The sequence below is a fragment of the Bacillus sp. FSL R7-0672 genome, from assembly GCF_038601465.1.
Classification (GTDB): domain Bacteria; phylum Bacillota; class Bacilli; order Bacillales; family Bacillaceae; genus Bacillus; species Bacillus pumilus.
In genome coordinates this window covers 3403883-3427056 of record NZ_CP152010.1, presented here as the reverse complement: position 1 = coordinate 3427056, position 23174 = coordinate 3403883, and the positions used below count along the sequence as shown (strand labels likewise).

The 23174-nt window shown below is 42.9% G+C and carries 27 protein-coding genes; 19 read left to right on the top strand and 8 right to left on the bottom strand.

Features of this window, described 5'->3' with window-relative positions:
- Nucleotides 1–124: 124 nt before the first annotated feature.
- Together MKY18_RS17485 and MKY18_RS17480 are read right to left on the bottom strand one after the other, a co-directional pair.
- On the bottom strand, nucleotides 125–271 hold the full coding sequence (locus MKY18_RS17485) for a hypothetical protein (RefSeq protein ID WP_155758700.1): 147 nt from the start codon (nucleotides 269–271) through the stop codon (nucleotides 125–127).
- The gene (locus tag MKY18_RS17480; protein ID WP_342497608.1) at nucleotides 258–1424 is read right to left on the bottom strand and encodes a Rap family tetratricopeptide repeat protein; all 1167 of its coding nucleotides are present in this window, start codon (nucleotides 1422–1424) and stop codon (nucleotides 258–260) included. Before MKY18_RS17480 ends, MKY18_RS17485 begins: the two co-directional genes overlap by 14 nt.
- Before the next feature lie 871 nt (nucleotides 1425–2295).
- On the opposite strand from MKY18_RS17480, the gene MKY18_RS17475 reads away from it, so the two are divergent.
- Nucleotides 2296–2550, top strand: coding sequence for a hypothetical protein (locus tag MKY18_RS17475; protein ID WP_008359596.1), 255 nt, complete (start codon nucleotides 2296–2298; stop codon nucleotides 2548–2550).
- A 79-nt stretch (nucleotides 2551–2629) separates the two neighbouring features.
- Complete coding sequence (locus tag MKY18_RS17470) at nucleotides 2630–3112, top strand: hypothetical protein (RefSeq protein WP_113767848.1); 483 nt, start codon at nucleotides 2630–2632, stop codon at nucleotides 3110–3112.
- A 45-nt stretch (nucleotides 3113–3157) separates the two neighbouring features.
- On the opposite strand, the gene MKY18_RS17465 is transcribed toward MKY18_RS17470, so the two are convergent.
- Nucleotides 3158–3967, bottom strand: a complete 810-nt coding sequence (locus tag MKY18_RS17465) for a bifunctional hydroxymethylpyrimidine kinase/phosphomethylpyrimidine kinase (RefSeq protein ID WP_113767847.1) — start codon at nucleotides 3965–3967, stop codon at nucleotides 3158–3160.
- Between the two features lie 126 nt (nucleotides 3968–4093).
- Nucleotides 4094–4399 carry a general stress protein gene (locus tag MKY18_RS17460; RefSeq protein WP_065097796.1) on the bottom strand — a complete coding sequence of 102 codons (306 nt, stop codon included), beginning with the start codon at nucleotides 4397–4399 and terminating at the stop codon, nucleotides 4094–4096.
- A 128-nt stretch (nucleotides 4400–4527) separates the two neighbouring features.
- Between MKY18_RS17460 and MKY18_RS17455 the strand changes: the two genes are divergently transcribed.
- Together MKY18_RS17455 and MKY18_RS17450 are read left to right on the top strand one after the other, a co-directional pair.
- Entirely contained in the window at nucleotides 4528–5355 is an 828-nt protein-coding gene (locus tag MKY18_RS17455; RefSeq protein ID WP_113767846.1) for a glycosyltransferase family 2 protein, read from the top strand.
- Nucleotides 5352–6038, top strand: a complete 687-nt coding sequence (locus MKY18_RS17450; protein WP_342497607.1) for a uracil-DNA glycosylase — start codon at nucleotides 5352–5354, stop codon at nucleotides 6036–6038. The genes MKY18_RS17455 and MKY18_RS17450 overlap by 4 nt, the downstream gene beginning before the upstream one ends.
- A gap of 33 nt (nucleotides 6039–6071) precedes the next feature.
- Here MKY18_RS17450 and MKY18_RS17445 read toward each other — a convergent pair whose 3' ends face one another.
- Complete coding sequence (locus MKY18_RS17445; protein ID WP_217012690.1) at nucleotides 6072–7430, bottom strand: aldehyde dehydrogenase; 1359 nt, start codon at nucleotides 7428–7430, stop codon at nucleotides 6072–6074.
- A gap of 170 nt (nucleotides 7431–7600) precedes the next feature.
- Here MKY18_RS17445 and MKY18_RS17440 point away from each other — a divergent pair, with 170 nt between their 5' ends.
- The 3 genes from MKY18_RS17440 to MKY18_RS17430 all read left to right on the top strand — a co-directional run bounded on the left by MKY18_RS17440 (nucleotide 7601) and on the right by MKY18_RS17430 (nucleotide 9716).
- Nucleotides 7601–7933, top strand: coding sequence for a YwdI family protein (locus MKY18_RS17440; RefSeq protein ID WP_342497606.1), 333 nt, complete (start codon nucleotides 7601–7603; stop codon nucleotides 7931–7933).
- A gap of 33 nt (nucleotides 7934–7966) precedes the next feature.
- Nucleotides 7967–9274 carry a purine/pyrimidine permease gene (locus MKY18_RS17435; protein ID WP_065097801.1) on the top strand — a complete coding sequence of 436 codons (1308 nt, stop codon included), beginning with the start codon at nucleotides 7967–7969 and terminating at the stop codon, nucleotides 9272–9274.
- Nucleotides 9275–9344: 70 nt separating this feature from the next.
- On the top strand, nucleotides 9345–9716 hold the full coding sequence (locus MKY18_RS17430; protein ID WP_003215282.1) for a DUF423 domain-containing protein: 372 nt from the start codon (nucleotides 9345–9347) through the stop codon (nucleotides 9714–9716).
- A gap of 41 nt (nucleotides 9717–9757) precedes the next feature.
- On the opposite strand, the gene MKY18_RS17425 is transcribed toward MKY18_RS17430, so the two are convergent.
- From MKY18_RS17425 to MKY18_RS17415, 3 genes are all read right to left on the bottom strand, one after another.
- The gene (locus tag MKY18_RS17425) at nucleotides 9758–10375 is read right to left on the bottom strand and encodes a cupin domain-containing protein (RefSeq protein ID WP_044140224.1); all 618 of its coding nucleotides are present in this window, start codon (nucleotides 10373–10375) and stop codon (nucleotides 9758–9760) included.
- Nucleotides 10376–10508: 133 nt separating this feature from the next.
- A complete protein-coding gene (gene gerQ / locus MKY18_RS17420; RefSeq protein WP_065097803.1) occupies nucleotides 10509–11051 on the bottom strand; it encodes a spore coat protein GerQ in 543 nt (180 codons plus the stop codon).
- A 223-nt stretch (nucleotides 11052–11274) separates the two neighbouring features.
- Complete coding sequence (locus MKY18_RS17415) at nucleotides 11275–11940, bottom strand: YIP1 family protein (RefSeq protein ID WP_260564464.1); 666 nt, start codon at nucleotides 11938–11940, stop codon at nucleotides 11275–11277.
- 184 nt (nucleotides 11941–12124) lie between these two features.
- Here MKY18_RS17415 and MKY18_RS17410 point away from each other — a divergent pair, with 184 nt between their 5' ends.
- The 12 genes from MKY18_RS17410 to MKY18_RS17355 all read left to right on the top strand — a co-directional run bounded on the left by MKY18_RS17410 (nucleotide 12125) and on the right by MKY18_RS17355 (nucleotide 23172).
- A complete protein-coding gene (locus MKY18_RS17410) occupies nucleotides 12125–12895 on the top strand; it encodes a glycosyltransferase family 2 protein (RefSeq protein ID WP_217012689.1) in 771 nt (256 codons plus the stop codon).
- Between the two features lie 6 nt (nucleotides 12896–12901).
- Nucleotides 12902–14314 carry a CDP-glycerol glycerophosphotransferase family protein gene (locus tag MKY18_RS17405; RefSeq protein WP_342497605.1) on the top strand — a complete coding sequence of 471 codons (1413 nt, stop codon included), beginning with the start codon at nucleotides 12902–12904 and terminating at the stop codon, nucleotides 14312–14314.
- A 21-nt stretch (nucleotides 14315–14335) separates the two neighbouring features.
- Entirely contained in the window at nucleotides 14336–15514 is a 1179-nt protein-coding gene (locus MKY18_RS17400; RefSeq protein ID WP_342497604.1) for a DegT/DnrJ/EryC1/StrS family aminotransferase, read from the top strand.
- Nucleotides 15511–16386 carry a GNAT family N-acetyltransferase gene (locus MKY18_RS17395; protein WP_278177028.1) on the top strand — a complete coding sequence of 292 codons (876 nt, stop codon included), beginning with the start codon at nucleotides 15511–15513 and terminating at the stop codon, nucleotides 16384–16386. The genes MKY18_RS17400 and MKY18_RS17395 overlap by 4 nt, the downstream gene beginning before the upstream one ends.
- Nucleotide 16387: 1 nt before the next feature.
- The gene (locus MKY18_RS17390; protein WP_342497603.1) at nucleotides 16388–17512 is read left to right on the top strand and encodes an N-acetylneuraminate synthase family protein; all 1125 of its coding nucleotides are present in this window, start codon (nucleotides 16388–16390) and stop codon (nucleotides 17510–17512) included.
- Nucleotides 17502–18242 carry a glycosyltransferase family protein gene (locus MKY18_RS17385; RefSeq protein WP_065097809.1) on the top strand — a complete coding sequence of 247 codons (741 nt, stop codon included), beginning with the start codon at nucleotides 17502–17504 and terminating at the stop codon, nucleotides 18240–18242. The genes MKY18_RS17390 and MKY18_RS17385 overlap by 11 nt, the downstream gene beginning before the upstream one ends.
- Nucleotides 18239–19267, top strand: a complete 1029-nt coding sequence (locus MKY18_RS17380) for a glycosyltransferase (RefSeq protein WP_113767838.1) — start codon at nucleotides 18239–18241, stop codon at nucleotides 19265–19267. Before MKY18_RS17385 ends, MKY18_RS17380 begins: the two co-directional genes overlap by 4 nt.
- 2 nt (nucleotides 19268–19269) lie before the next feature.
- A complete protein-coding gene (locus MKY18_RS17375) occupies nucleotides 19270–20010 on the top strand; it encodes a sugar phosphate nucleotidyltransferase (RefSeq protein ID WP_113767837.1) in 741 nt (246 codons plus the stop codon).
- Entirely contained in the window at nucleotides 20007–20972 is a 966-nt protein-coding gene (gene rfbB / locus MKY18_RS17370) for a dTDP-glucose 4,6-dehydratase (RefSeq protein ID WP_342497602.1), read from the top strand. The genes MKY18_RS17375 and rfbB overlap by 4 nt, the downstream gene beginning before the upstream one ends.
- A 3-nt stretch (nucleotides 20973–20975) precedes the next feature.
- Nucleotides 20976–21830, top strand: a complete 855-nt coding sequence (gene rfbD, locus MKY18_RS17365) for a dTDP-4-dehydrorhamnose reductase (RefSeq protein WP_113767836.1) — start codon at nucleotides 20976–20978, stop codon at nucleotides 21828–21830.
- Entirely contained in the window at nucleotides 21823–22278 is a 456-nt protein-coding gene (locus MKY18_RS17360; protein ID WP_003215275.1) for a dTDP-4-dehydrorhamnose 3,5-epimerase family protein, read from the top strand. Before rfbD ends, MKY18_RS17360 begins: the two co-directional genes overlap by 8 nt.
- Nucleotides 22279–22380: 102 nt before the next feature.
- Entirely contained in the window at nucleotides 22381–23172 is a 792-nt protein-coding gene (locus tag MKY18_RS17355; protein WP_269199666.1) for an SDR family oxidoreductase, read from the top strand.
- Nucleotides 23173–23174: the final 2 nt, after the last annotated feature.

Genomic DNA, 23174 nt, shown 5'->3' with positions numbered 1-23174 from the left:
TGTTTTTCCCCCTTGAAAGAGATGATGAAAGAACCCTAATGAATAACCAGGGTTCTTTTCAATATCGTACCACTGATTTAAGCTGTTTACCAAAGCAGCCAGTCACAGAACCTTTTCTTTGATCTTATATTTTATTTCCAGCTTCTTTCCCTACACTCGATGTAATCACTTTGTCAGCCACTTCATGTGAGACAGCAGCAGAATGAAAAATTGGTAACGCTAATGCTACAGTTACAAGCATGATGGGAACAAAAATTTTACTCTTCAACATATAACAATTCCCCTCCTTGAATTAACGACTTTGCTTCAAGAGCTCTTTCATAAAAAACGACAGCAATTTCCAACTGCCCACTTCTATTATAGTATCGTGCAGCTTCAAAAGCTAGTTGATACACATCTTCGTAAAGATTTTTGCTTTGTAGGGTATCAAGCCAATGTTTTAACTCTGTGATCGCATTTGGTGTCTTAGATTGAAAATAAAGGCAATATAAAAATTTCATTTCTGCTTCATAAATTATGTCATCCAGTTGTTGGGCCGCCGAGACCCCTTTCTCAAAAGTTTCGGCTGCTGGAACAACCTGTCCTAATTTCAAGAGAGTGTATAACTTGTTAAAATAGGATTTTGGAACATGTGATGTTTCATTCTTTTCAAAAAGTTCACAAGAAGTATCAAAATGGGACAAGGCTTCTGTATATTTTTCTAAGTGGAAATAACACTTGCCTAAGTTAAAGATCGTAGAGGATATAAGGTATTCGTTTTTCGTCTGCTGTGCAAAAGAATGGGATTTTTCAAAGTAAGTAAGTGCATCAGCATATTGTAGCTTAGATAGATAATTTCCAGCGATGACTGAATAACACCAGGCTATTTTTTCTTGCATTAATGGTTGTTCTGTAAATAGACTCAATGCTTTATGTGCAAACATGACAGAAATTTGATACTGGTCTATATGGTAGTACACTTCTGATAACTTGTAGTAAAATTCAGCCTTTTCAATAGGGTCTTCAACATCCACAAGAATTTTTTCAGCACTTTTATAAGAACTGATCGCCTCGTCAAATTGTTTTTTCCTAAATTCGTGCATTCCTTTAAAAAACCAGAAATAAAAATCTAACATCTTTTCAATTTGATCTTTGTCTTCGTGAAGTGATTGATCAATCTTATGTTTCTGCTCATTTATCTGAACCATATATTCATCTAACTCTTGGCTAGATAACTTAGGCTTGAGGTAGCTTAGCATTAAGTCATGTCGAAATTCTAGAAGACTAAAATATAATAAAACAGTTTGATTTTCCTCCATACTGTCAAAGAGTCGTTTAACATCCGCTTTTAAAAATTCAGCATCAGTTATTTGATCTTTTTTGATGGCTGAATACCATTCATTCAGTTTGATCGCAACCTCGTCATAAGTGATAGAACCACCCATATATACGCCCCCTTCATATTCCTATAAAACCAATTATATACAATATTTTAACATGTCTAACTATTCTAAAATCGAACAGATGCGCTATTTATGTAAATTTTCGGTATACCGCAAAATCAAGCTGACTCTAAGAGGGAAAATGAGTAATTCATATAACATATGACATGCTACACATTACTTATTTTTACATAAATGTTGGAAAATAAATCGTCATCTGCGATAATAAGTCTAAATTGTGGTGAATAGAAAGGGGCAGGTAATTAATGAATCACTTTAAAGTTATGATATTGAGCCTTACCTTATTAATGGGGATCACAACTAATGTACATATAAATTCCTCAAATGATTTTCAAACCGCAGAAAACGGATACTTTGGATAAGCATTAGGAGAAGTAGACTCTCCACAAGTTTACTTTTTCTATTGGGTTTTCTAGTGTTAGCAAAAAGGCGTACTGGAATAAAAAGCAACTCCATTAATGATTGATTGAAAAAAGAACAAAGAAAAAGCCCTGTCCGCAGGGCTTTTTTGTTCGTCTTTATTTAGTTCGATGCTTCATTTTATGAATTGTTCTATAAGCCGATTCAACGCCAATGAAAACGACAAAGAATATAACTATCCAACTGAACAGGTCAGCCCAAACATTGGACATGTTTAGCTGGGGTTAGCCCATTCCATTATACCGCTCTGGTTTTAATAGTGAAATCAACCTGTATCTTATAGCCTATAACATGTATATACAAGGTTGGCTGGAAGCGGTTTGATGACGTTTTACATATATGATAACAGGTGGAATTATGGTATCATTTTAAAATATATACAGCTGAGGCTGACGTTTATCCAAATGCGGTAGGACAAAAAGGGGTTGTTTACTTGAATTCAAAACAGCAGCCGACGACTAGAAAACGCTTGGAGACAATGGCAGATCATGTTGAAGATAAACGTGAAGAATATAAAGAATTGCTCATTCAAGTCCAATCTATTCTCGGTGAACCTTCTCTAGAGCAGGAAGAATTAAAAGAGAAGCTGTCAGATACGTATAAACAAATGAAAGAATATGCCTTATTTGTTGAATCTATTGAAGCCTTTATTCGAAAAATGGCGAAAGAATCTGATCAGCAAAAGTAGGTATCCTTTATGGATAAAAGAGTGTACCCATACGCGGGTATGCTTTTTTTCATGAAATAAAAATGAAAAGTGTCGTCAATTGAAGATAGAAACGTATATTTATTTGGAGGACAAGAAGAAGTTTGTACCCATTGATGATATTGAAAAGATCAAAACATTCGTTGCTACGAAAGAAGATTTTATGGAACAAGGGTTTACAAACCTTGAAGGCACAATTACGTTCGATCATGAGGAAAAGGGGAAAATAGAGGATTTCGAAAATCCAGATTCTATTGAAGAGTTGTGGCATTATTACACAAACATTTTTGAGAAATATGTGGAAGAAGGGTATGGAAAAATATATTATCCAAGTGTTCCATTAGAGATACAGTTAGAAAAAAGATCTGATCATGAAGTGATGTTATCGCTTGATAATCAAACCTTAATTGCAGAGTATAAAGAACTTGTGCGTCATTTTATTGAATCTGGTCGTGAGTTCATTCGCTTTCTAGAAAACATAGCACCGCAGGTAGATCATTCTGGTTTCACCAATCAATTGAACGATTTAGAAAAAACATGTTAAAAACAAAAACCGATTCACCCAAAAGGCGAATCGGTTTTTTCTACTCTACTTATCAAAACGATGAGCAGAGTGCTTTGTTGGTCCGATGTATTCATTTAGCTGGAAAGAGCCTTTGATGGCAGCTGTGATGAATTCTTTTGCTGCATAAATGGCTTTTTTCACGTCTGAGCCGTTTGCTAGTTCAGCTGTGACTGCTGCTGAGAATGTGCAGCCTGCGCCGTGTGTGTATTCTGTGTCGATCTTCTCTGTTTCAAGTCGTTCGAAGGTTTGTCCATCATAAAGCAAATCGATCGCTTTATCTGGGCTTAGCTTACCGCCTCCAGTGATGACCACATACTTGGCACCAAGTTCGTGAATGCGTTTTGCTGCTTCTTCCATTTGTTCGATCGTTTTGATCTCACCGATTCCGCTTAATTGACCTGCTTCGAAAAGGTTAGGCGTAATGACGGTTGCCAGTGGCGTGAGCTTTTCGCGCAGTGCTTCCGCATGCTCCGGATATAGCACTTCGTTCGCACCCTTACAAACCATAACAGGATCAATGACGACATTTTTTAGGTCATATGTTTTGATGGTGTCCGCTGCAAGTTCGATCACGTCGACTGTTGGGAGCATACCCGTTTTCAGTGCATCTACCCCAATGCCTTCTACAATGGTAGAGAGTTGCGCACGAATCGTCGCCGTATCAATTGGAAACACCTGATGATCCCAATGGTTATGTGGGTCCATTGCAACGACAACGGTTAAAGCTGTCATCCCGTAGACGTTTTTTTCTTGAAACGTTTTTAAATCTGCTTGGATACCTGCACCGCCGCTTGAATCCGAGCCTGCGATGGTGAGTGCTTTATTCATAGACATAGTTGCTGAACCTCCAATGTGATGTGTAACAGTTACTGTTCTATCCCTTATTATAATCAGCTTTTCCGTTTATCACAATGAAACGACATAAAAAAGCGTTCCACCTTAGGAAGAACGCCTTTCCCCTTACCTTTTACAAATCACCAATTTCCCCTTTTTCAGTTCGTCTAAAAGTGTTAAAGCTAATTCCTGATCGGCGCCAACCGACATCATTTTGGCCATGAGCTCGTCATCCCGGGTGCGGATGACATTGGCAATTTGATCTAAAATCCCTTGATCGACCGCTGTCATGCTTTTGGCATTCGTATGCTCTGTGACGGTATCAGAGCGTTCTGGATCGTACGCAAAAACAAAAATATCATCCTTTGGTGAACGTATTTGTTCAATGGTCTGTTTCGCTTCTTTGCTATTTTCTACTGTGAAATATTCCATCGTGATCACTCCTTTTCATCAAAAATTCCCATTTTCCCGTCACATCAAACCGCCTTTTATATCATGAGAAGAACGTCATTTTATGTTTTAATGGAAAAAGACGAATCTATTAAAGGAGTTAGCTGAATATGAAGATTTCCTTATTAATTGTGACACATAACCGGCTCAGCGCACTGTGTGAGCTGCTTGAATCTATTACGAGACAAACCGTACAGCCTTTTGAAATTGTGGTTGTGAATGATGCAGGAGAGCGCGTCGAGATCATTCAGGAACTCTACCCCGAACTTCCGATCCGCTTGATCCATTTAGATGAGAACGTCCAGCATGTGAATGCTAGAAACGTGGGGGTGCGGGAGCTGACAGGCGATGTGATCATGCTGAGTGACGATGATGATTACTTTACACCTTGTCATATCGAACGTATGAGTAAGGCGCTGGAGGACGCCGATTTTGTCTTTTCTGATGCTGAAATTGTGTCATTTGAAGAAAAAGGTGCGACCCGCTTCCCGGTGTCAAGACGTCTGTTTGCGTATACAGCTGCTGTTGAGGATATGCGTGTCTTTTCTACATACGTTCCTTCCGGCAGTATGTATAAACGCTGTATACACGATGAGATTGGCTATTTTGATCCAGCGATGCATCATTACTGGGATTGGGACTTTTTCTTACGTGTCACGCAGCATGCCCGGGTCAAACGAGTGCCAGCTGCCAGCGTGATCTATGCGTTTTTTGATGGCGGAGGGAATCAGTCTAGTGATCTTGGTGAGACAAGGAAGAACTACTTAGATGATCTAAGTGAAAAGCATGGGCTGGGTGACCTTCCGACAGCGAACTTTGCTGTCTTATTAGAAGAACCAGCGATGAAAAAACGAGAATCAGAGAGTGAGATTGTGTGGGACGGAAAACCGATGATCTCAAGACTAACGCAGCAGACACAAGGAGGAGAACCCCAATGAAGCCATTTTTAAATGATAGCTGGTGGGCTGTGATGAAAAGTGAATTTGAACAGCCATATTATCAGGAATTACGTGAATGGATGAAGGAAGAATATCGCACGCAGACCGTTTTTCCGAAACCGGATGACGTTTATCGTGCGCTTCATTTGACGTCATATGAAGAGGTCAAAGTGGTGATTTTGGGACAAGACCCTTATCATGGCCCGGGTCAGGCACATGGATTAAGCTTTTCTGTTCAGCCTGGCGTGAAGCATCCGCCATCGTTGAGAAATATTTTTCAGGAGCTAAAGGATGATCTTGGCTGTCCTGTTCCAAATCACGGCTCACTTGTGAGCTGGGCAGAGCAAGGTGTGCTGCTCTTAAACACTGTGCTGACCGTAAGAAAGGGCGAGGCGAATTCTCATAAAGGCAAGGGCAAGGGCTGGGAACGTGTGACAGACCGCGTGATTGATGTGCTGAATGAACGTGAGCAGCCCGTCGTTTTTGTGCTGTGGGGAAGACATGCTCAAAATAAGAAAGAACGGATTGATCAAAACAAGCATTTCATCATTGAGTCCCCTCATCCAAGTCCTTTTTCTGCAAGAAACGGCTTTTTTGGCAGTCGTCCGTTTTCAAAGGTAAACGCGTATTTAAAGCAAATGGGGACAGAAGAAATTAACTGGTGTATCCAAGATATTGAATAAAAAGAGGACGAGGGGAGAGACCCTTCGTCCTGTTTATTTTAAAAATTTACGAACCAAGTCGAGTCCGTTTTTCGCATTTGGATAACGGAAGGAAAAATCGAAGCGATTGGTTTGGCGCAGGACGCTTTTTTCATGCGTAAACGTAAAGAAGCTTTCTTTCCCATGATATCGTCCCATGCCGCTTTCACCCACGCCTCCGAATGGCAGGTAAGGAGTAGCGACATGCATGAGCGTGTCATTGATACATCCTCCACCAAATGAGAGATGGTCTAGAATATAGGCTTCTGTTTCTTTACTTGTTGTAAATAAGTAAAGCGCAAGCGGCTTCGGTCTAGCTTTGACCATATGAGCTGCCTCGTGCAGAGAATCGAAGGTCATGACAGGCAGAATCGGTCCGAAAATTTCCTCCTGCATGACAGGATCTTCCCATGTGATGTGGTCTAATATGGTCGGAGCGATTTTGAGCTCGTGTTCATTGCGCTGTCCACCTGTAACGATCGTTCCATTTGAGAGGAATTGTGAGAGCCTGTCAAAGTGACGCTGGCTGACATTTTTCCCAAAGTGCGGATGTGTTTCCGGTTGTTCGCCATAAAAGTCACGGATACAAGCTGTCATTTCCCGCAAAAGTTCTTCTTTAATGGATTCATGAACAAGCAAATAGTCTGGTGCAATACACGTTTGGCCAGCATTGGTGAATTTGCCGAACGTGATTCGCTTTGCCGCTAATTTGATATCTGCATCAGGCGTGACGATGCAAGGGCTTTTTCCGCCAAGCTCAAGTGTGACAGGGGTCAAATGCTTTGCGGCGGCTTCCATGACGACTTTGCCAACTGCCACACTTCCTGTAAAGAAGATATAATCAAAGGGCAATTTCAACAGCTCTGTACTCACATCTACACCGCCTTCTACGACAGCTGCATGGTCTTCTTGAAATACACGTTCCACCATTGCACTGATTACTTCTGAAACTTGCGGCGTCAGCTCAGACGGTTTTAAAATAACGGCATTACCCGCAGCAATGGCACCAACTAATGGAGAAAGGGCCAATTGGAAAGGATAGTTCCAAGGGGCAATGATGAGCACACTCCCATAAGGTTCCTTCATAATCATACTTTTCGACCCGATATGAGTGAGGGGCGTTCGCACGCGTGTTGGCTTTGCCCATTTGTGGATGTGCTTGATGGTATGATTGATTTCTTCATACACCATCCCGACCTCTGTTGTGTAGGCTTCCTGTTCGGATTTATGTAAATCATGGGCCAAGGCTTGTAAAATATCCTTCTCATGCTGTTTGATGGCTGCTTTTAAGTCTTTAAGAAGACGGATGCGTTCTTCCACCGGCGGCTTTTGAAAGACTTTTTGTTTCTGAAAAAGTGTTGTGAGTTTGTCCATTATTCAATCCTTTCATAAACTATGTTGTTGCTTTTATTATGTGTGAAGGGCTATGTCGGGTCAAATAAGAGAGGCGGGAGCAGACTGCTTTAAAAAAATGAACCCATTTCGTTTGTTCATTTGGTAAAATAATGTTGAAAAGAGACTTTTTTAGATTGGAGGGTCTACCCTTGAATATTCATATATCAAGCCTGCTCCAAAAAATGCAGGAAGCGGTTCAAAAGGCGAAACAAAGTGGAAATGATGAAGAGGTGAAACGTCAAGTGGCGGCGATTTCTTCACTATGTGATGTCATTCTCGATGCACCATCACAGGTGCAAATGCCGCAAACGCCGATTATCTCGCCACCTTCTTCGATACAGACACCGCCCGCGCCGCCCGTATCCTCAGATCAAGCCATGCTTGAGAAACTGATGGGTGCGAGTGGTGCGAAGAAATTTCAGCATCAAGAAGAGGGGCAAAAAGAGAAGGATGGGAACGGCGACTCTATCTTTGATTTTTAATGGTCTTGTCACGACAAAGGGAAGGTGATCGGTTTGAAACTATTTTTGGGCGCCATTCAGTGGATGGCATTTTTTATCGCAGCTTCTATTGCTGTACCAATTGCGATTGCACAAGCATTTGAATTGAACCAAGTGCAGTCAGCAGAGCTGATTCAAAGTACATTCTTTTCACTTGGTCTTGTGGCGATGGTGCAATGTTTATGCGGCCATATGCTGCCGATCAATGAAAGTCCAGCAGGGCTTTGGTGGGGTGTGTATACCCTTTATGCAGGTATGACAGGAACCATCTTTGCGACGTATCCTGAAACTCTGCAAGCACTACAAGGGGCTTTAATTTTTAGTGCCGCTTTCTTTTTTATTTTTAGTTTATTTAAAATCATTAATTGGCTCGCGTCTTTATTTACGCCAGTCGTCACAGGCATTTACTTGCTATTATTAGTTGTCCAGTTAAGTCAGCCGATCATGAAAGGGCTGATGGGCATCGGCTATCGGGGAAATCAGGTGGATGGGCTTGTCTTTTGCTTGTCGATCTTGATTATTGTTCTGACCTTCATGATCAGCCGCTCAAAATGGCATTACTTAAGGCAGTTTTCTGTGTTATTTGCCCTTGCAGGAGGCTGGTTGTTATTCGCTCTACTCGGGTTGGCAAAGCCGGTTCGAATTCCAGAAAAAATCATCGAGTTTCCGAAGCTGTTCCCATTCGGCATGCCAGTCTTTGACAGTGGATTGCTTGTCACGTCCTTTTTCATTACGATATTACTCATTGTGAACATGCTGGCAAGTATTCGCATTGTGGAAAGTTCAGTGAAGGCATTTGGTGAACTGCGTGAGCGGAAGAGAGCTCGTCCGGCTGGTTTTGTCGCAGCATTTGGCCACTTACTGAGCGGATTGATCGGAGCGATTGCGCCTGTACCTATTTCCGGGGCAGCAGGATTTATCCAGACAACGAAAATTCCATCGAGAAAGCCATTTTTCATAGGAAGTCTGCTCATTGTACTCATTAGCTTGTTCCCGCTGCTCATGAGCTTTTTCTCCGCATTGCCATCACCTGTGGGGCTTGCTGTAAACTTTGTGGTGTTCTCCTCGATGATTGGAATTGCGATGTCTGAGTTTGATCAGTATGAGAAAGAAGAAATTCCGCGGATTCGCTTTGTCCTAGGGATTGCCGTTTTAGCAGGTGTAGGGGCGATGTTTGTACCGCAGGAGGCCTTGAAAGGCATGCATCCTGTGCTCATTTCATTATTAAGCAATGGACTTGTTCTAGGTACACTCATTGCGATCGCGGTCGATCAAGTTCTGTTACGAAAGAAAAAGAAATCCGACAATCTCGTGTCAACGTAAAGGGAAAGTTGAATATCGTCTGTCACCCGCGCTATGATAAATATAATTGACGAGATAAGGAGAATGACGAATGAAACTATTTTTCATTTTAGGTGCGATTAATGCGATGCTAGCTGTTGGACTCGGAGCCTTCGGTGCGCACGGTCTTGAAGGGAAAATCCCTGAAAAGTATATAGAGATTTGGAACAAAGGGGTTCAATATCAGATGTTCCATGCGATTGGACTATTTATTGTCGCCTTTCTTGCAGATAAGCTGTCAGGTGTTTCTCTAGTCCCAACCGCTGGCTGGGTGATGCTTGCAGGTATCCTTTTCTTCTCAGGAAGCCTTTATGTCCTAGCATTGACTCAGGTGAAGATTCTAGGTGCCATTACCCCAATTGGCGGAGTGGCGTTTATTGCTTCTTGGATCATGCTTGTCATTGCAGCAGCAAAAAATTTATAAGCCAAAAAACCGATGCTCTGTGAGGGGCATCGGTTTTTTTCTTAATTCCAGTAAGGGGCGTAGTTTGGCGGTGCTTGATAATAAGGGATGTAGTGAGACGGAGGGACAGGGTTCGTTTGTGCTTCCTCTTCTCTGTGGCAAAATGGTCCGATAAACGCACTTGGCTTCACAGGCTGCGTCGCCTGTTTCCACTGTGTTTCGTTCATGCAATACGTATGTGCCATGATGTGAGCAGGGGTGAGGGTGAGAAGGTCTGAGCCTAGGATCACTTCTGGCGTAGATGCGTTAAAAATGGCTAACAAATGAGTTCTGTCTTGAAGGGCAACTTCGTAGTGCCACCAGCCTTGAGGTACGTTTGCCACCTGTCCTGGGGTGATGGTATAGGTGTGCAGTTTTTTTGTAAAAGGATTCAGCATCGAGACGGCAGCAGAACCGGCTATACAATAAACAAGCTCTGCGGCATTTTGATGATAATGAGGCTCTACGACTTTGCTTTTACTCAAATATATATCCAGCAGAGATACTTGATCCAACGAATTTAATTGTTTTTTCCCTAAAACGTTAATCAGGTTATGCTGATCGTATTTCACAAGTGGACTTTGATTCAGGTCGTATGAATATTTAACATTTGGTGATGTATAATCCAGCTCAACAGTCATGAATGTCACCTCTAGGTGTTTGATAAAAACTACTAGGCATCTTATGAGCAGCACCCTAGAGTTGTGACAAAAACCTAGTCAAAAGAAAAAAGCAAGGGCGCCTGCTCCTTGCTTTTGCGATATGTGGCGTTATCTACCTCGGAGAGTACGTGGACATGGAGTATGGATAGTCGTATTGAATTTCCCCATCAAACGTAATGTAATCAAGATAGATCGTTAATAGTAAGTATCGTGTTCCTGTCTTGTTATCACTAATGATAATGTGGTCACGTCCTGCAGCTTCAATGACGCCTCTGAAAATCTTCGAGTTCCATTCCTTACTTGCCTCAAACGTCATATAAATCGTGGCTACCTTGCCGCGGTTCAATCGTAAAATATTTTCAATATAGGACTGCTCGATTGGCAGTTGACCAGTGACATTCTGCTGATAAATCGGTCCAGAAGGAATTTGATACGGCTGCCCGCCGCTCTGCGTGCCCTGCCCCCCTTGTGAAGAACCAGTAGACGGCATTGGTGAAAATCCCTGCTGCATTTGTCCTTGCATTTGACCCTGCGTTTGGGGAGGGACTGAATAACCCATCTGCTGCGCAGGATACGGATTTGCTCCATATTGTTGCTGTCGAAAATCTTGACCTTCGAAACCCGAACCTTGCCCAAATTGATTTTTCAATTTCATAACGTTCCTCCTCTTTCCTCATGGTGTTCTAAACAGAAGGCGCTTGAGCACCTGTTGTTTCCATAGCATTCTTTCTCTCTTTCACACTATGAGACAGGAGGGGAGAATATGTACATTGAACGAAAAAAAGGAACTGTGGTGCAGTTCCTTAGGCGCGGGCAAACCTTCTCATTCTTTGTCAGGTCTGCGCTTCGTTGCTTACGAATATGATGTGCAACCTTCCTTACATCATCCAATTTACAGCGCGCTGGACACCAAATAAAAGAGTAATGATAAGAAAACATGTAGCAAGCGGTGTGATCACAATGAGAAAGGCTTGCCATAATCTGAGCTTCATCACAGCGGCAATGCCTAAAACAGCCATTCCCAATATCCACGTCTTTGCATAAGCATCAATCAGTGTTAAAAGATCGAGATAATACCAAACCTCATAATGCTGATCTAAATAGGGTGAGATTTTGACAAACGTATACGGACCGAGCATTCCAATCGTGAAAATCCAACTGAGTGCAAATAAAGCAGAAGGGAAAAAGACCGACAGCGTGCAGGCTTTCAGTACATCTCGATACGCGGTTTGACTGCCGAAAAAAAGACGACCTAACCACTTTAGGATGAGTACACCGAAAAATAGACCGAGATTGCCTGCGAGAATACCATATCCCGCACCTTGTAACAGAATAAAAGGAAATGGAATATGATTGCCCATATACTCGCTAAAATACCCTTCGTAGACCCAGCCTGTACCAGCGATACTTGCAAGGAGCATCATCAGCCAAATGGGAATAGAGGAATGTTGATATGAGCGAATAATCGTTTTTGTCGCCACGAAAATTTTGAAAAATCGAAAAAAACCTTTTACTTCCTCTTGTTGGGAGTGATCATTCTTCATAGCTTCCAATGTTCTTTACTCCTTTAATACATATAAATGATTACTTATATTACCAAAAAGTTCGCGTTTTTCAAAGATAGATCATTAAAAAGATACAATTTTATAAAAAATAGGTCACTCTACAGTCTCTTTAAGAGGAGACACATATGATAAACATAGTTTGAAAGAGACCGAGGTGAAAACTTTGACAAAAGTAACTGTCATTATGACGAGCTTCAACAAGGCGGCTTACGTCGGCAGATCGATTGAAGCGATTTTGCAGCAGACGCTGTCAAATTTTGAACTATTTATCATGGACGATGGTTCAAACGAAAAAACCCTTGCCGCGATTGAGCCCTTTCGCAAAGATCCCCGTGTTCATTTTATCCAAAGTGGTGTCAAATCGCTGGAGGAGAGAACAGCGAAAACCCGATACGCCGTCCTCATTAATCAAGCATTAGAACTAGCAAAGGGCGAGTATATTTCCTATGCCACAGATGACAATGTCTATGCCCCGGACCGTTTAGAGAAGCTCACACATTATCTAGATGCTCGACCAAGTGAAGATATTGTCTATTCTGCATCGAAAGTAATCTATTTAAATAGCAATAAAGAGCCAGTAAAGGAAACGATTCGACCTGCGCAAACGGTGCAATGGAATGCACCTTGTGCCATAGATCATTGCTCGGTCGTTCATCGTGCTTCTATTTTAACAAAAATTCATACTGAATTTGGGTCTTACTGGGACGAGAGTCCGCATTTTTATCGAATAGGGGATGCCCGGTTCTTTTTTCGATTAAATCATTTTTATCCGTTCTATCCCTATGATGAAGTTTTAGATACAAATTACATCACAGAACAGTCGATTCACTATCAATTGGCGGAAGAAGAGAAAAGTGCCTTTATTCAAGCACTTCCTGAGCAGTCTACCTGCTGGGAGCTCCGCCATATATTAAAACAAAGACATGGGAGGTGACCTGAAGTGTCGTACTATATTCATCATTATTGGCAGGTGTACTTTGAGTATGTGAATCTTATGAAGGATTTGTCCTATCAACAAATTCCCCTTGGGTTGATCAGCAATTTCTATCAATATATCAGTCCTGAGGTAAGGGAACGTATGGAGGATGAAGCATTCGGTCAAGAATTGACAACCGATTGTCCGTTGCCGGAAGAGATTCAGCCATTTTTTGATCAACATAAGCAGCAGATCAAGCGTATTGCTTATCGTCCGGCGAATGGAAAGGTCCTGCTTCACTTTGAACATCTGCGTTTTACTGAACAAAATTACATGCGGTTCCATCCGAGTCAAACGGTGGTGCTTGCTCGCTGGAAGAAGGCAGATTATTTCGGTTTACCGGTCATCAGCAAGCCGGAATTAGCAGGAGAGGTTAATAAAGAAGCCCATGCTGAATATATTGAGAAAGCAAATGCTCTCCTTAAACCTTACGCAAAGCATCCGGTCTTTGGCAATGTCTTTTTTAGAGAAAAGCTTCGGAAGGACATTGTGCAATTTATTGATGTGATTGACCAGACAGAAGTGCTATTTCAGATGGAGCCAATTGCAGCCATCATTGTGGGGACAACGGAGGATGCTTACAGCCGCGTACTTGCACTGCAAACTGTGAAACGCCAGCTCACGAGTATCTGTCTTCAGCACGGCGCACTGATGGGAGACGAAGCCTTTTTGCCGATTTTCACGACGTGCCACGGGGTGTTTGGAAAGTATGAAAAAGACTGGTATGTAGACAAAGGCTGTCAGCTGGAACAGGTGGAGATCACAGGTCATCCGAGGTTTGATTTGGTGAAGGATCGAACGCCGCTTCAGCAGGAACTCATCTTTCGTAAATTGAACTTCAATCCTGCCAAAAAGACCGTGCTTGTGGCAACGCAGCCGTTTTCAGAAGCCTTCTATGGTGATGTGCTTAAAACGATTGCAAAACGGAAAGACATTCAGTTGATCATGAAGCCGCATCCGTGGGAAATTGCCCGCAACCGATTAAATGAGTATGTGTCCATTGAACGAGCAGGAAATCATGTGAGATTGATTAAAAAAGAGATCGACTTGTATGACCTATTGCCATATATGGATATGGTCATTACGCTCACATCAACCGTCGGTCTTGAAGCGATGCTCTTTGAAAAGAGTGTGCTGATCGGGAAAATGACAGAAGGCAGAAGATACCCTTATTACGAGTCGCTTGGCAGCTATCATATGAAAAACCCTGTTGAACTGGCTGAGAAAGCCATTCGTATTTTGTCGGATGATCAAGAGATGAAGCTGGCAAAGAGGCAAGGAGCTGATTTCATTAAACAACATTATCCGCATGCGCGATCGACCGATGTTCTGCTTTCTCTGCTTCAAACAAAAACAGGTGTGGATTTTCAGAGATGAAGATAGGGGTGTGCAAGCGATATGGAAAAAAAGAGAGAACAATTTCTTCCTTATGCCCTGCCGTTGATTGAGCAGGAAGAAATTGACGAAGTCATTGGAACTTTAAAATCCGGCTGGCTGTCAACCGGACCAAAAGTCAGACAGTTTGAAGAAGAGTTTCGGCAGCTGACCGGTGCAAAACATGCGATCGCTGTCAATTCATGTACGGCTGCTTTATTTTTAGCCTTAAAAGCTAAAGGGATTGGGAATGGGGATGAGGTGATCACAACGCCTCTGACATTCTGCGCAACAGCCAATACGATCATTCATACAGGGGCAGCACCTGTATTTGTCGATATTGACCCAGCGACACTCAACCTCGATGTAGAGAAACTAGAAGCGGCGATTACACCATACACAAAAGCGATTGTCCCTGTTCATTTTGCTGGTCAATCGTGCGATATGGAACGGATTTTAGCCATTGCCAAAAAGTACGATCTCTTTGTGCTAGAGGATGCCGCTCATGCTCTTTACACAACGTACCACGGTCAGCCCGTTGGTTCGATTGGTGATGCGACTGCCTTTAGTTTTTATGCGACGAAAAATATAGCGACCGGAGAAGGAGGCATGCTGACGACAAATGATGATGCACTTGCCGCTCGGATCAGAAGACTAGCACTCCATGGGATGAGCAAGGGAGCATGGAATCGTTATGGAGAAAAAGGAACGTGGTACTACGAGGTCGAGGAACCTGGCTATAAAATGAACATGTTTGATGTGCAGGCATCGTTAGGGCTTGTCCAGCTAAGCCGTTTAGATGATATGCAGGCACGGAGAGAACAAATTGCGAAAGCATACAATCAAGCATTTCAAAAGGAAGCAGGGCTGATCCTGCCGCCAGTCCATCAAGAGGGAAGACATGCATGGCATTTATATGTACTGCAAGTGGACCCGAAAGAAGCATTCATCACACGCAATGAGCTGATTGATCAGCTGCAAAAGGACTATAAAATCGGCACGAGTGTTCACTTTATCCCTGTTCATTTGCATCCATACTATCAACAAACCTACCACTATTCACCAGAGGATTTCCCAGAGTCACTCGCGTACTACAAGCGGACCATCTCACTGCCTCTTTATCCCAGTATGACAGATGAAGATGTGCAGGATGTCATCACTGCGGTGCTGTCTATTTTAAAAGAACAGAAGGCATCTTCATGAAGACCGTTCATGCAATAGACGATCAGGTGCTGTCCGCTTGGATTGAGAAATACGGTCAACAAATTGAACAAATGAAAGGCTTCAAACAGTTTGGTCTTGTCAGTGGCGCCCAGCTCAAAGCAGTGCTGTTATACGACTGGTCAAAATGGGAAAGCGGCATATTTGATCAGCATATTTTTCATGTGAAGTTTGCGGAAGCTGAGTCAGCTTCTGCTTTTCAGGAATTGATGGAGCGCTTCATCAATTGGATGAGAACAGAAAAATGCGATTTTTTCTTTTTACGTCTTGAAGCGGCGGATGTTGAAAAAAACCGCATCGTCCAAAAGCTGTCACATGTGTACTATGTGGGCGGTCTCACTCGTCTTGAAGCGCCGCCTGTTCACTTGGAAATGCCATCAACAGGTGAAGATGTGATCATCAGTCTGCCGAATGAAAAGGAATACGATGAGGCGGTGTCACTCGCTTATCAGGCTTTTGTGAAAAGCCGGTATGCCCTCGATCCATTTTTAGACCAGAATGTCGTCCAGCATTTCTATCAAGAATGGATGAGAAATAATGTGCTCGGACGTGCAGATATCAATATCGTAGCAAAGGTGAACGATGAAGTCGTGGGCTTGATACAAGGGATGACCAAGGGCGATGAGCTGGCACTTGAGCTGTTTGCGATTAGACCGGATGTACAAGGAAAAGGGATCGGGAAAAAGCTGTTTATTGAGATGATGAAGGTCTCTTATGAGAGAGGGCATCGTTTTATTTCTGCCGGAACACAGCTGCATAACACAACCGCCATTCAGCTGTATGAAAAGATGGGATTTAGAACAACAAATGCCTTCTTGTATTACCATGTATGGCCGAAAAAAGGAGAGAGGTAAGATGGCGCATTTCTACATTGGAGATTGCAAAGTAGGGGATGGTGCGCCTGTCTTTATCATTGCAGAGGCAGGCATTAACCATGATGGAAAGCTGGATCAGGCGCTTGCTTTAATTGATGTGGCAAAAGAAGCAGGTGCCGATGCAGTGAAGTTTCAAATGTTCCAGGCTGATCGGATGTATCAAAAGGAACCAGGTTTATACGAAACAGCCAAGGGAGAAGAGGTGTCCATTTTTTCCTTAGTCGAACAAATGGAACTGCCGCCAGAATGGCTGCCGGTGTTATTAACCCGCTGTGAGGAAAAAGGGCTAATATTTTTAAGCACAGTGTGTGACGAAGAATCTGCGGATTTATTAAATCAAACCGATCCGAAAGCTTTCAAACTGGCATCCTATGAAATCAATCATTTGCCTCTTTTGCGACATACAGCTTCTTTTCAAAAGCCCATCATTTTCTCAACTGCCGGGGCCACTATTGCAGATGTTCATGAAGCATATGAGGCGATTACAAGCGTGCAAAACGATCAGGTTGCCATCATGCATTGCGTCGCAAAGTATCCAGCACCTAGAGCTTACACGAATCTTCGTGTGCTCCAAACCTTAGCTTCCGCTTTTCCAGAGGCAGTCATCGGTTTTTCCGATCATAGTGAGCATCCTACTGAAGCCCCTGTTGCTGCTGTGAACCTTGGGGCAGCCATGATTGAAAAGCATTTTACGATAGATAAGACGTTGCCTGGCGCCGATCATTCCTTTGCGCTCGATCCCGAAGAATTAAAGGAAATGGTTCAGCATATTCGAGCGGCGGAAAAGGACCGAAATCAATCAGAAACAGACGCTCATTCTGTGTCAGAGGAGCTCCTTGGCAGTTCTTTTAAAACGACAACAGCCATTGAAGGGCAGATTCGTGAATTTGCGTATCGAGGGATTTTTACGACAAAAGATATTGCAAAGGGCGAGACATTGACCGAAGAAAATCTAGCCGTATTACGTCCAGGACAAAAAAGCCAAGGTCTGCATCCGCGGTACATGGAGATTTTACTTGGCGTCAAGGCTGTCAGAGACATTCCAGCCCATACAGGGGTTTCGTGGAAAGATGTGCTCATGCAGGAGTCTACAAATGATCAATGATGTGCTCTTTGTCATACAGGCTAGAATGGGCTCAACAAGACTGCCAAAAAAGGTGATGAAACCAATCGGTGGTATGGCGTTGATCGATTTTATCGTTGAACGGGTAAAGCAATCAACTTATTATAATCACAAAACGCAGAACCTCATGATCGCCACAACAGTCGAAGCAGAAGATGATCTATTGGCTCATTATTGTTTATCAAAGGGCTATAAGGTATTTCGTGGCAGTGAGATGGATGTATTGCAGCGATTCGCAAAGATAGCTCAACATTTTGAACCACAAACCATTGTACGTTTAACGGGAGATAATCCATTTATAGATCCAGCGCTTTTGTCGAAAATGCTTGAAGAACATAGACAGAAGAAGGCTGATTACACGTATACGACCGGAACACCACTCGGTATTTCCGGGGAAATGATCAACGCAACTATTTTACGTAAAATCGACAATTTCCCCCTTACGCAGCCGGAGCGTGAGCATGTCACGCTGTATATCCGAAAGCACCCTGAGCAATTTCAACTGCAATTATTCACACCGCCCAAAGAACTCGCATATCCTGCTTATCGATTCACGATTGATACAGAAGAAGATTATGTATTTGCCACCCGTTTACTTGAAAAAGCCGGTGGGTCTAATGCAGTGCCTACAGCTGAGCTCATCACCATTTGTGAACAAGATCCTAATATGGTTCGGTTGAATCAATTTGTGAGACAGAAGGATGCTGAATGAATAAAAAAATCATGATTGTTGTGTACGGTGGTTTTTTAAGAGGAATGGGGCATATCGTTAGAATGAAACGTCTGGCAAAGGAACTGATTCAAGAAGGAAACGACTTATATTTCTATACAAATGAACAGATTTGTGTAGAAATGCTCTCGCATCCAGCATGGCACGTTCATTTGGTGCAGGAATCAAACGTATTCCTTCAAATGGATCAGGACATAAAAGAGCTAAATCCTAATCTTCTGCTAATCGATGTCCTTGATTGTGACCTTCAGTTCCTTCGATCGATCAAAGCGTCCTCCAGAAATGCAAAACTGGTCTTATTTGAAGAAGAAAGAACAGAAGCTTGCCAGCTTGCTGATGCTGTCGTAAACGGCATTTATGGTGGACTAGATGAAAAGCACCTGCAAGTAAATGGAACGGACTACTTTTATGGAACACCTTATTTATTGTTAGATCACGAGATCAGCAAATTAAAAGACACATATGAGGTTCGCAAAGAATGTAAGAAGGTGGTGATCAGCCTTGGGGGCAGTGATCCAGGCGGATTATTATTAAAGGCTGTATCAGCATTTCTCGAAGCAGGCCATTTACACATTCTAGCGGTTACAGGAAAAGCCTCTCGCATCGAAGAAGAAATCGAGGCTGCACATATTCAATTCATTCGTCATACGGATCAATTACCTACCCGTCTTGCAGAAGCCGATCTAGCGATTGTTGCTGGCGGGATGACGTTATATGAGGCCGTTTGTATCGGGGTGCCCAGCATTGTCCTTTCACAAGTAGACCACCAAGCAGTGACAGCCACTCGTTTTGCACAAAGGGGAGCCTGTCACCATCTTGGATTAGGAAGCCTTGTGGATGAAAAGGATATATGGCGTGCTGTTCGAAGGCTGTCCGGCAGCTACTTTCTCCGCAGGAGCATTCATCTCAATGGACGGTCACTCATTGATGGAAAAGGAACCGAACGAGTGAAAAACATTCTTATATACCTCATGAATCATCACCAAAAAGAACATAAGGATGTGTAGATGTGAAGGGAGTTATTTTAGCAGGAGGAAAGGGATCACGACTGGCACCTTTAACAAAGATTTTCAATAAGCATTTATTGCCGGTTGGCCCATATCCGATGATTTATTGTTCATTGTTCAAATTGAAAGAAGCGGGAATTTTAGAAGTAATGGTCATATCACAAGCAGAACAAATCCCGCTGTTTCAAAAGCTGCTTGAAGGCGATCAGGAACTGGGGATGAACATCGTGTATCAGGTCCAGCCAGAAGCTTCTGGAATTTCAGACGGCTTATCCTACGCAAAGCCCTTTGTAGAAGGGGAAAAGTTTGTGCTCATGCTTGGTGATAATGTATTTGAGGATTCGCTAACCCCTTTTGTTGAAGCCTTTCAGCAGCAAGAAAGTGGTGCGAAGGTTCTGTTGAAAGAAGTGGCAGATCCAAAGCGGTTTGGCATTGCAGAAATTGATGCCACCCACCACCGAATTGTATCAATTGAGGAAAAACCGGAGTATCCGCGTTCATCCTACTGCGTCACGGGCATCTATTTTTATGATCAAGAAGTCTTTCAATATATTGAGAAAATCTCGCCGTCAGATCGAGGCGAATTAGAGATTACAGATGTAAACAATCTCTATATCTCAAATAGCCAGCTGACCTATGATATGTTAAAAGGGTGGTGGATTGATGCAGGAACACATGAATCTCTCCACCAAGCATCGACGAAAATGTTTGAAACGATGAAGAAAAAAGAGGGATACGAATGACGAAGTCTTATTTCATTACAGGCGGAGCGGGATTTATTGGACTGAATTTTGTGAAGCTGCTGCTTCAGGAGACAGATGTCCGGCTCACTGTTTTTGACAAGTTAACATATGCTAGTCATCCAGAGGAGATGGATGAATTATTAAAACTGTCTCATTTTCGTTTTATTCAAGGGGATATCACCCTTCAACTTGAGCTGGATCAAGCGTTTGATGAAGTCTATGATGCTATCATTCATTTTGCAGCGGAATCCCATGTTGATCGCAGTATTGAATCGGCAGAGCCCTTTATTCAAACCAATGTCCTCGGTACCTATCGTATGCTGGAGGCAGTCTTAAAGGGCAAGGCGAAAAAACTTATTCATATTTCAACAGACGAAGTATATGGAGATTTGGAACTGAATGATCCGGCTTTCACAGAACAAACACCACTTTCACCGAATAATCCTTATTCAGCAAGCAAGGCAAGCTCAGACCTGCTTGTAAAATCTTATATCCACACTCACCAATTACCCGCAATGATCACACGATGCAGCAACAACTACGGACCGCATCAGCATGAAGAGAAATTAATACCGACGATTATTAGAAAAGCAATCAATGGAGAAAAAATCCCGATTTATGGAGATGGCCAGCAGATTCGCGATTGGCTGTATGTAGAGGATCATGCGAGAGCTGTAAAGCAGGTCCTTGAAAACGGAACAGCTGGGCAGGTGTACAATATCGGCGGTGGCAACGAGAAAACGAATCTAGATTTGACCAAAACCATTCTGACGCAGCTCGGGATCAGTCATGACCGTATTGCGTTTGTTGAAGACCGTAAAGGACATGACAGACGGTATGCGATTGACGCCAGTAAGCTAAAACGGGAGCTTGGCTGGACGCAGGAGACGTCATTTGAAGCAGGTATTGAAAAAACGATCAATTGGTATCGTGCCAAATATGATCAGAGCGAAGAAGGGTGACCGATGAAAGTTTTAATCACCGGTGCAGGCGGGCAACTAGGGAAGGAATTGAGCAGACAGCTTAAGGAGAAAGACATCACCGTCATTTCCTTAACGAGGAGCATGCTCAATATCGCAGATCAGCAAGCAGTCAGACATGCGATGAGACACTTTCGTCCTAATATTGTTGTCAGTGCAGCAGCATATACCTCAGTAGATCAGTGTGAAACAGAAACGGAAAAGGCGTATCTTGTTAATGGCATTGGCGCCTACTATACAGCGCTGGAGGCAAAGAACGTAGGGGCTGATGTGTTACATGTCAGTACAGATTATGTGTTTGACGGGCAAGCAGACACGCCTTACCAAGTCGATGCACAGCCAGATCCTCACACCATTTATGGAAAAAGTAAAAAGCTTGGTGAGGAATTGATTCATCTTGTATCAGACGAAGTGAAAATCATCCGTACATCGTGGCTATACGGACATGAGGGACATAATTTTGTGAATACCATCCTTCGGCTCGCAGAAACAAAGGATCATTTGCGCATCGTGAATGACCAAATAGGCTCACCTACTTATACAAAGGATGTCGCAGAGGCCATCATTCATTTATTTGATCAACAGGCAGGAATTTATCATGTCAGTAACCGAGAAAGCTGTTCCTGGTTTGACTTTGCGTCAGAAATTGTGACAAAAAGCGGCCTGTCTACGACCATTGAGCCAATTTCCACAGAAGAGTACGGCTTCCAAACACCTCGTCCAGCCTATTCTGTGTTAGACCTTCAAGCGATTGAAGCCACAGGCTGGAAGCCGAGACATTGGAAGGATGCGCTTCACGAATTTTTGCAGAAAGAAGGGAGATGGCATCAGCATGATTGATGGTGTACAAACGAAAAAACTCATGAAACATTGTGATGATCGCGGCTTTTTTGCAGAGCTCATTCGAGATGATGAGCCCATGCTGCAACGTTTTGGGCAGGCATCGTGGTCGAAAAGCTTTCCAGGTGTGATCAAAGCCTTTCATTATCATGAAAAGCAAGATGATGTTTGGTTTTTCCCAGCAGGTCATGCTCAGGTCGTTTTATACGATTTGCGTGAGGACTCTCCTACAAAGGGTCAAACCGATGTGTATTATATGGGGGAAGACAATCCAATGCTCCTCCTCATCCCAAAGGGTGTCGCACATGGCTACCGGGTACTAGGCGAGACGCCGCTGCAAATTGTCTATTTCACGACAGAATCCTATGACCCGAAAAACCCAGATGAAAAGAGAATCGCTTGGAATGACGAGACAATCGGATTTGATTGGGAAACGACATTTAAATAAAGAACAAAGGCCTTTCGCAGGAGAAAGGTCTTTTTTTGTTGAAATACATTCTATAAGTGTCATTTTATGTATTTTTCTAAGTTAAGCAGAAAAGGGATGTGGATGAGTTTGTCTAAAAGAATTGCATTTGTAACAGGGGCAAGTACAGGGATTGGAAAGGCAATCGCCATAAAGCTTGCCGCCCAGGACCATGTAAAGGTCATCATCAATTCTAGAAATCAATCCTTACTAGAAGATGCGCGGCAGCATATTGAGCGTATGGCAGAAACAAAGGAGCCGGTGTCTCTTTTCTGTGGTGATATGTCGCATGAAGGAGTGCGAGCTGAGGCCTTTGCGGCAATAGATCAAGAGTTTGGCAGACTGGATGTGTTGATTAATAACATTCCAGGAGGGAAGCCAGATACTTTTAATTCATGTGAAAGTGAGCAGATGCTGGCAGCATTTTCTCAGAAAGCCCTAGCGTACATTGATATGATGAAACGTGCGGCAGCGATGATGAAAAGACATGAATATGGCCGGATCATTCAAATTGTCGGGAACCTTTGGAAGGAACCTGGTGATCAAATGTTTACGAACAGTATGATGAATGCAGCGATTATCAATGCTAGTAAAAATGCAGCCACACAGCTTGCGCCTTCAGGGATCACAGTGAATTGTTTAAACCCAGGATTTATTGCTACAGATCGATATGAACAGTTTATCGAAAACATGATGCGTGAGCAGTCATTATCACGGGAAGAAGCTGTACAGGCTGTTGCGTCAGGGATCCCGATGCAAAGAGTAGGTTCAGCGAGTGAAATGGCTTCATTGGCGGCATTTATCGCATCAGAGGAAGCCTCCTATGTCACCGGACAGCAAATATCTGTCGATGGTGGTTCGATGAAAAGTATATAAAT

Coding starts and splice junctions, on each gene's coding strand:
- MKY18_RS17485 (WP_155758700.1), bottom strand. CDS start 271: ATGTTGAAGAGTAAAATTTTTGTTCCCATCATGCTTGTAACTGTAGCA.
- MKY18_RS17450 (WP_342497607.1), top strand. CDS start 5,352: ATGAAGCCATTTTTAAATGATAGCTGGTGGGCTGTGATGAAAAGTGAA.
- rfbD (WP_113767836.1), top strand. CDS start 20,976: ATGAAAGTTTTAATCACCGGTGCAGGCGGGCAACTAGGGAAGGAATTG.
- MKY18_RS17430 (WP_003215282.1), top strand. CDS start 9,345: ATGAAACTATTTTTCATTTTAGGTGCGATTAATGCGATGCTAGCTGTT.
- MKY18_RS17425 (WP_044140224.1), bottom strand. CDS start 10,375: ATGACTGTTGAGCTGGATTATACATCACCAAATGTTAAATATTCATAC.
- MKY18_RS17355 (WP_269199666.1), top strand. CDS start 22,381: ATGAGTTTGTCTAAAAGAATTGCATTTGTAACAGGGGCAAGTACAGGG.
- MKY18_RS17400 (WP_342497604.1), top strand. CDS start 14,336: ATGGAAAAAAAGAGAGAACAATTTCTTCCTTATGCCCTGCCGTTGATT.
- MKY18_RS17445 (WP_217012690.1), bottom strand. CDS start 7,430: ATGGACAAACTCACAACACTTTTTCAGAAACAAAAAGTCTTTCAAAAG.
- MKY18_RS17480 (WP_342497608.1), bottom strand. CDS start 1,424: ATGGGTGGTTCTATCACTTATGACGAGGTTGCGATCAAACTGAATGAA.
- MKY18_RS17385 (WP_065097809.1), top strand. CDS start 17,502: ATGATCAATGATGTGCTCTTTGTCATACAGGCTAGAATGGGCTCAACA.
- MKY18_RS17380 (WP_113767838.1), top strand. CDS start 18,239: ATGAATAAAAAAATCATGATTGTTGTGTACGGTGGTTTTTTAAGAGGA.
- gerQ (WP_065097803.1), bottom strand. CDS start 11,051: ATGAAATTGAAAAATCAATTTGGGCAAGGTTCGGGTTTCGAAGGTCAA.
- MKY18_RS17360 (WP_003215275.1), top strand. CDS start 21,823: ATGATTGATGGTGTACAAACGAAAAAACTCATGAAACATTGTGATGAT.
- MKY18_RS17395 (WP_278177028.1), top strand. CDS start 15,511: ATGAAGACCGTTCATGCAATAGACGATCAGGTGCTGTCCGCTTGGATT.
- MKY18_RS17460 (WP_065097796.1), bottom strand. CDS start 4,399: ATGGAATATTTCACAGTAGAAAATAGCAAAGAAGCGAAACAGACCATT.
- MKY18_RS17415 (WP_260564464.1), bottom strand. CDS start 11,940: ATGAAGAATGATCACTCCCAACAAGAGGAAGTAAAAGGTTTTTTTCGA.
- MKY18_RS17455 (WP_113767846.1), top strand. CDS start 4,528: ATGAAGATTTCCTTATTAATTGTGACACATAACCGGCTCAGCGCACTG.
- MKY18_RS17465 (WP_113767847.1), bottom strand. CDS start 3,967: ATGTCTATGAATAAAGCACTCACCATCGCAGGCTCGGATTCAAGCGGC.
- rfbB (WP_342497602.1), top strand. CDS start 20,007: ATGACGAAGTCTTATTTCATTACAGGCGGAGCGGGATTTATTGGACTG.
- MKY18_RS17390 (WP_342497603.1), top strand. CDS start 16,388: ATGGCGCATTTCTACATTGGAGATTGCAAAGTAGGGGATGGTGCGCCT.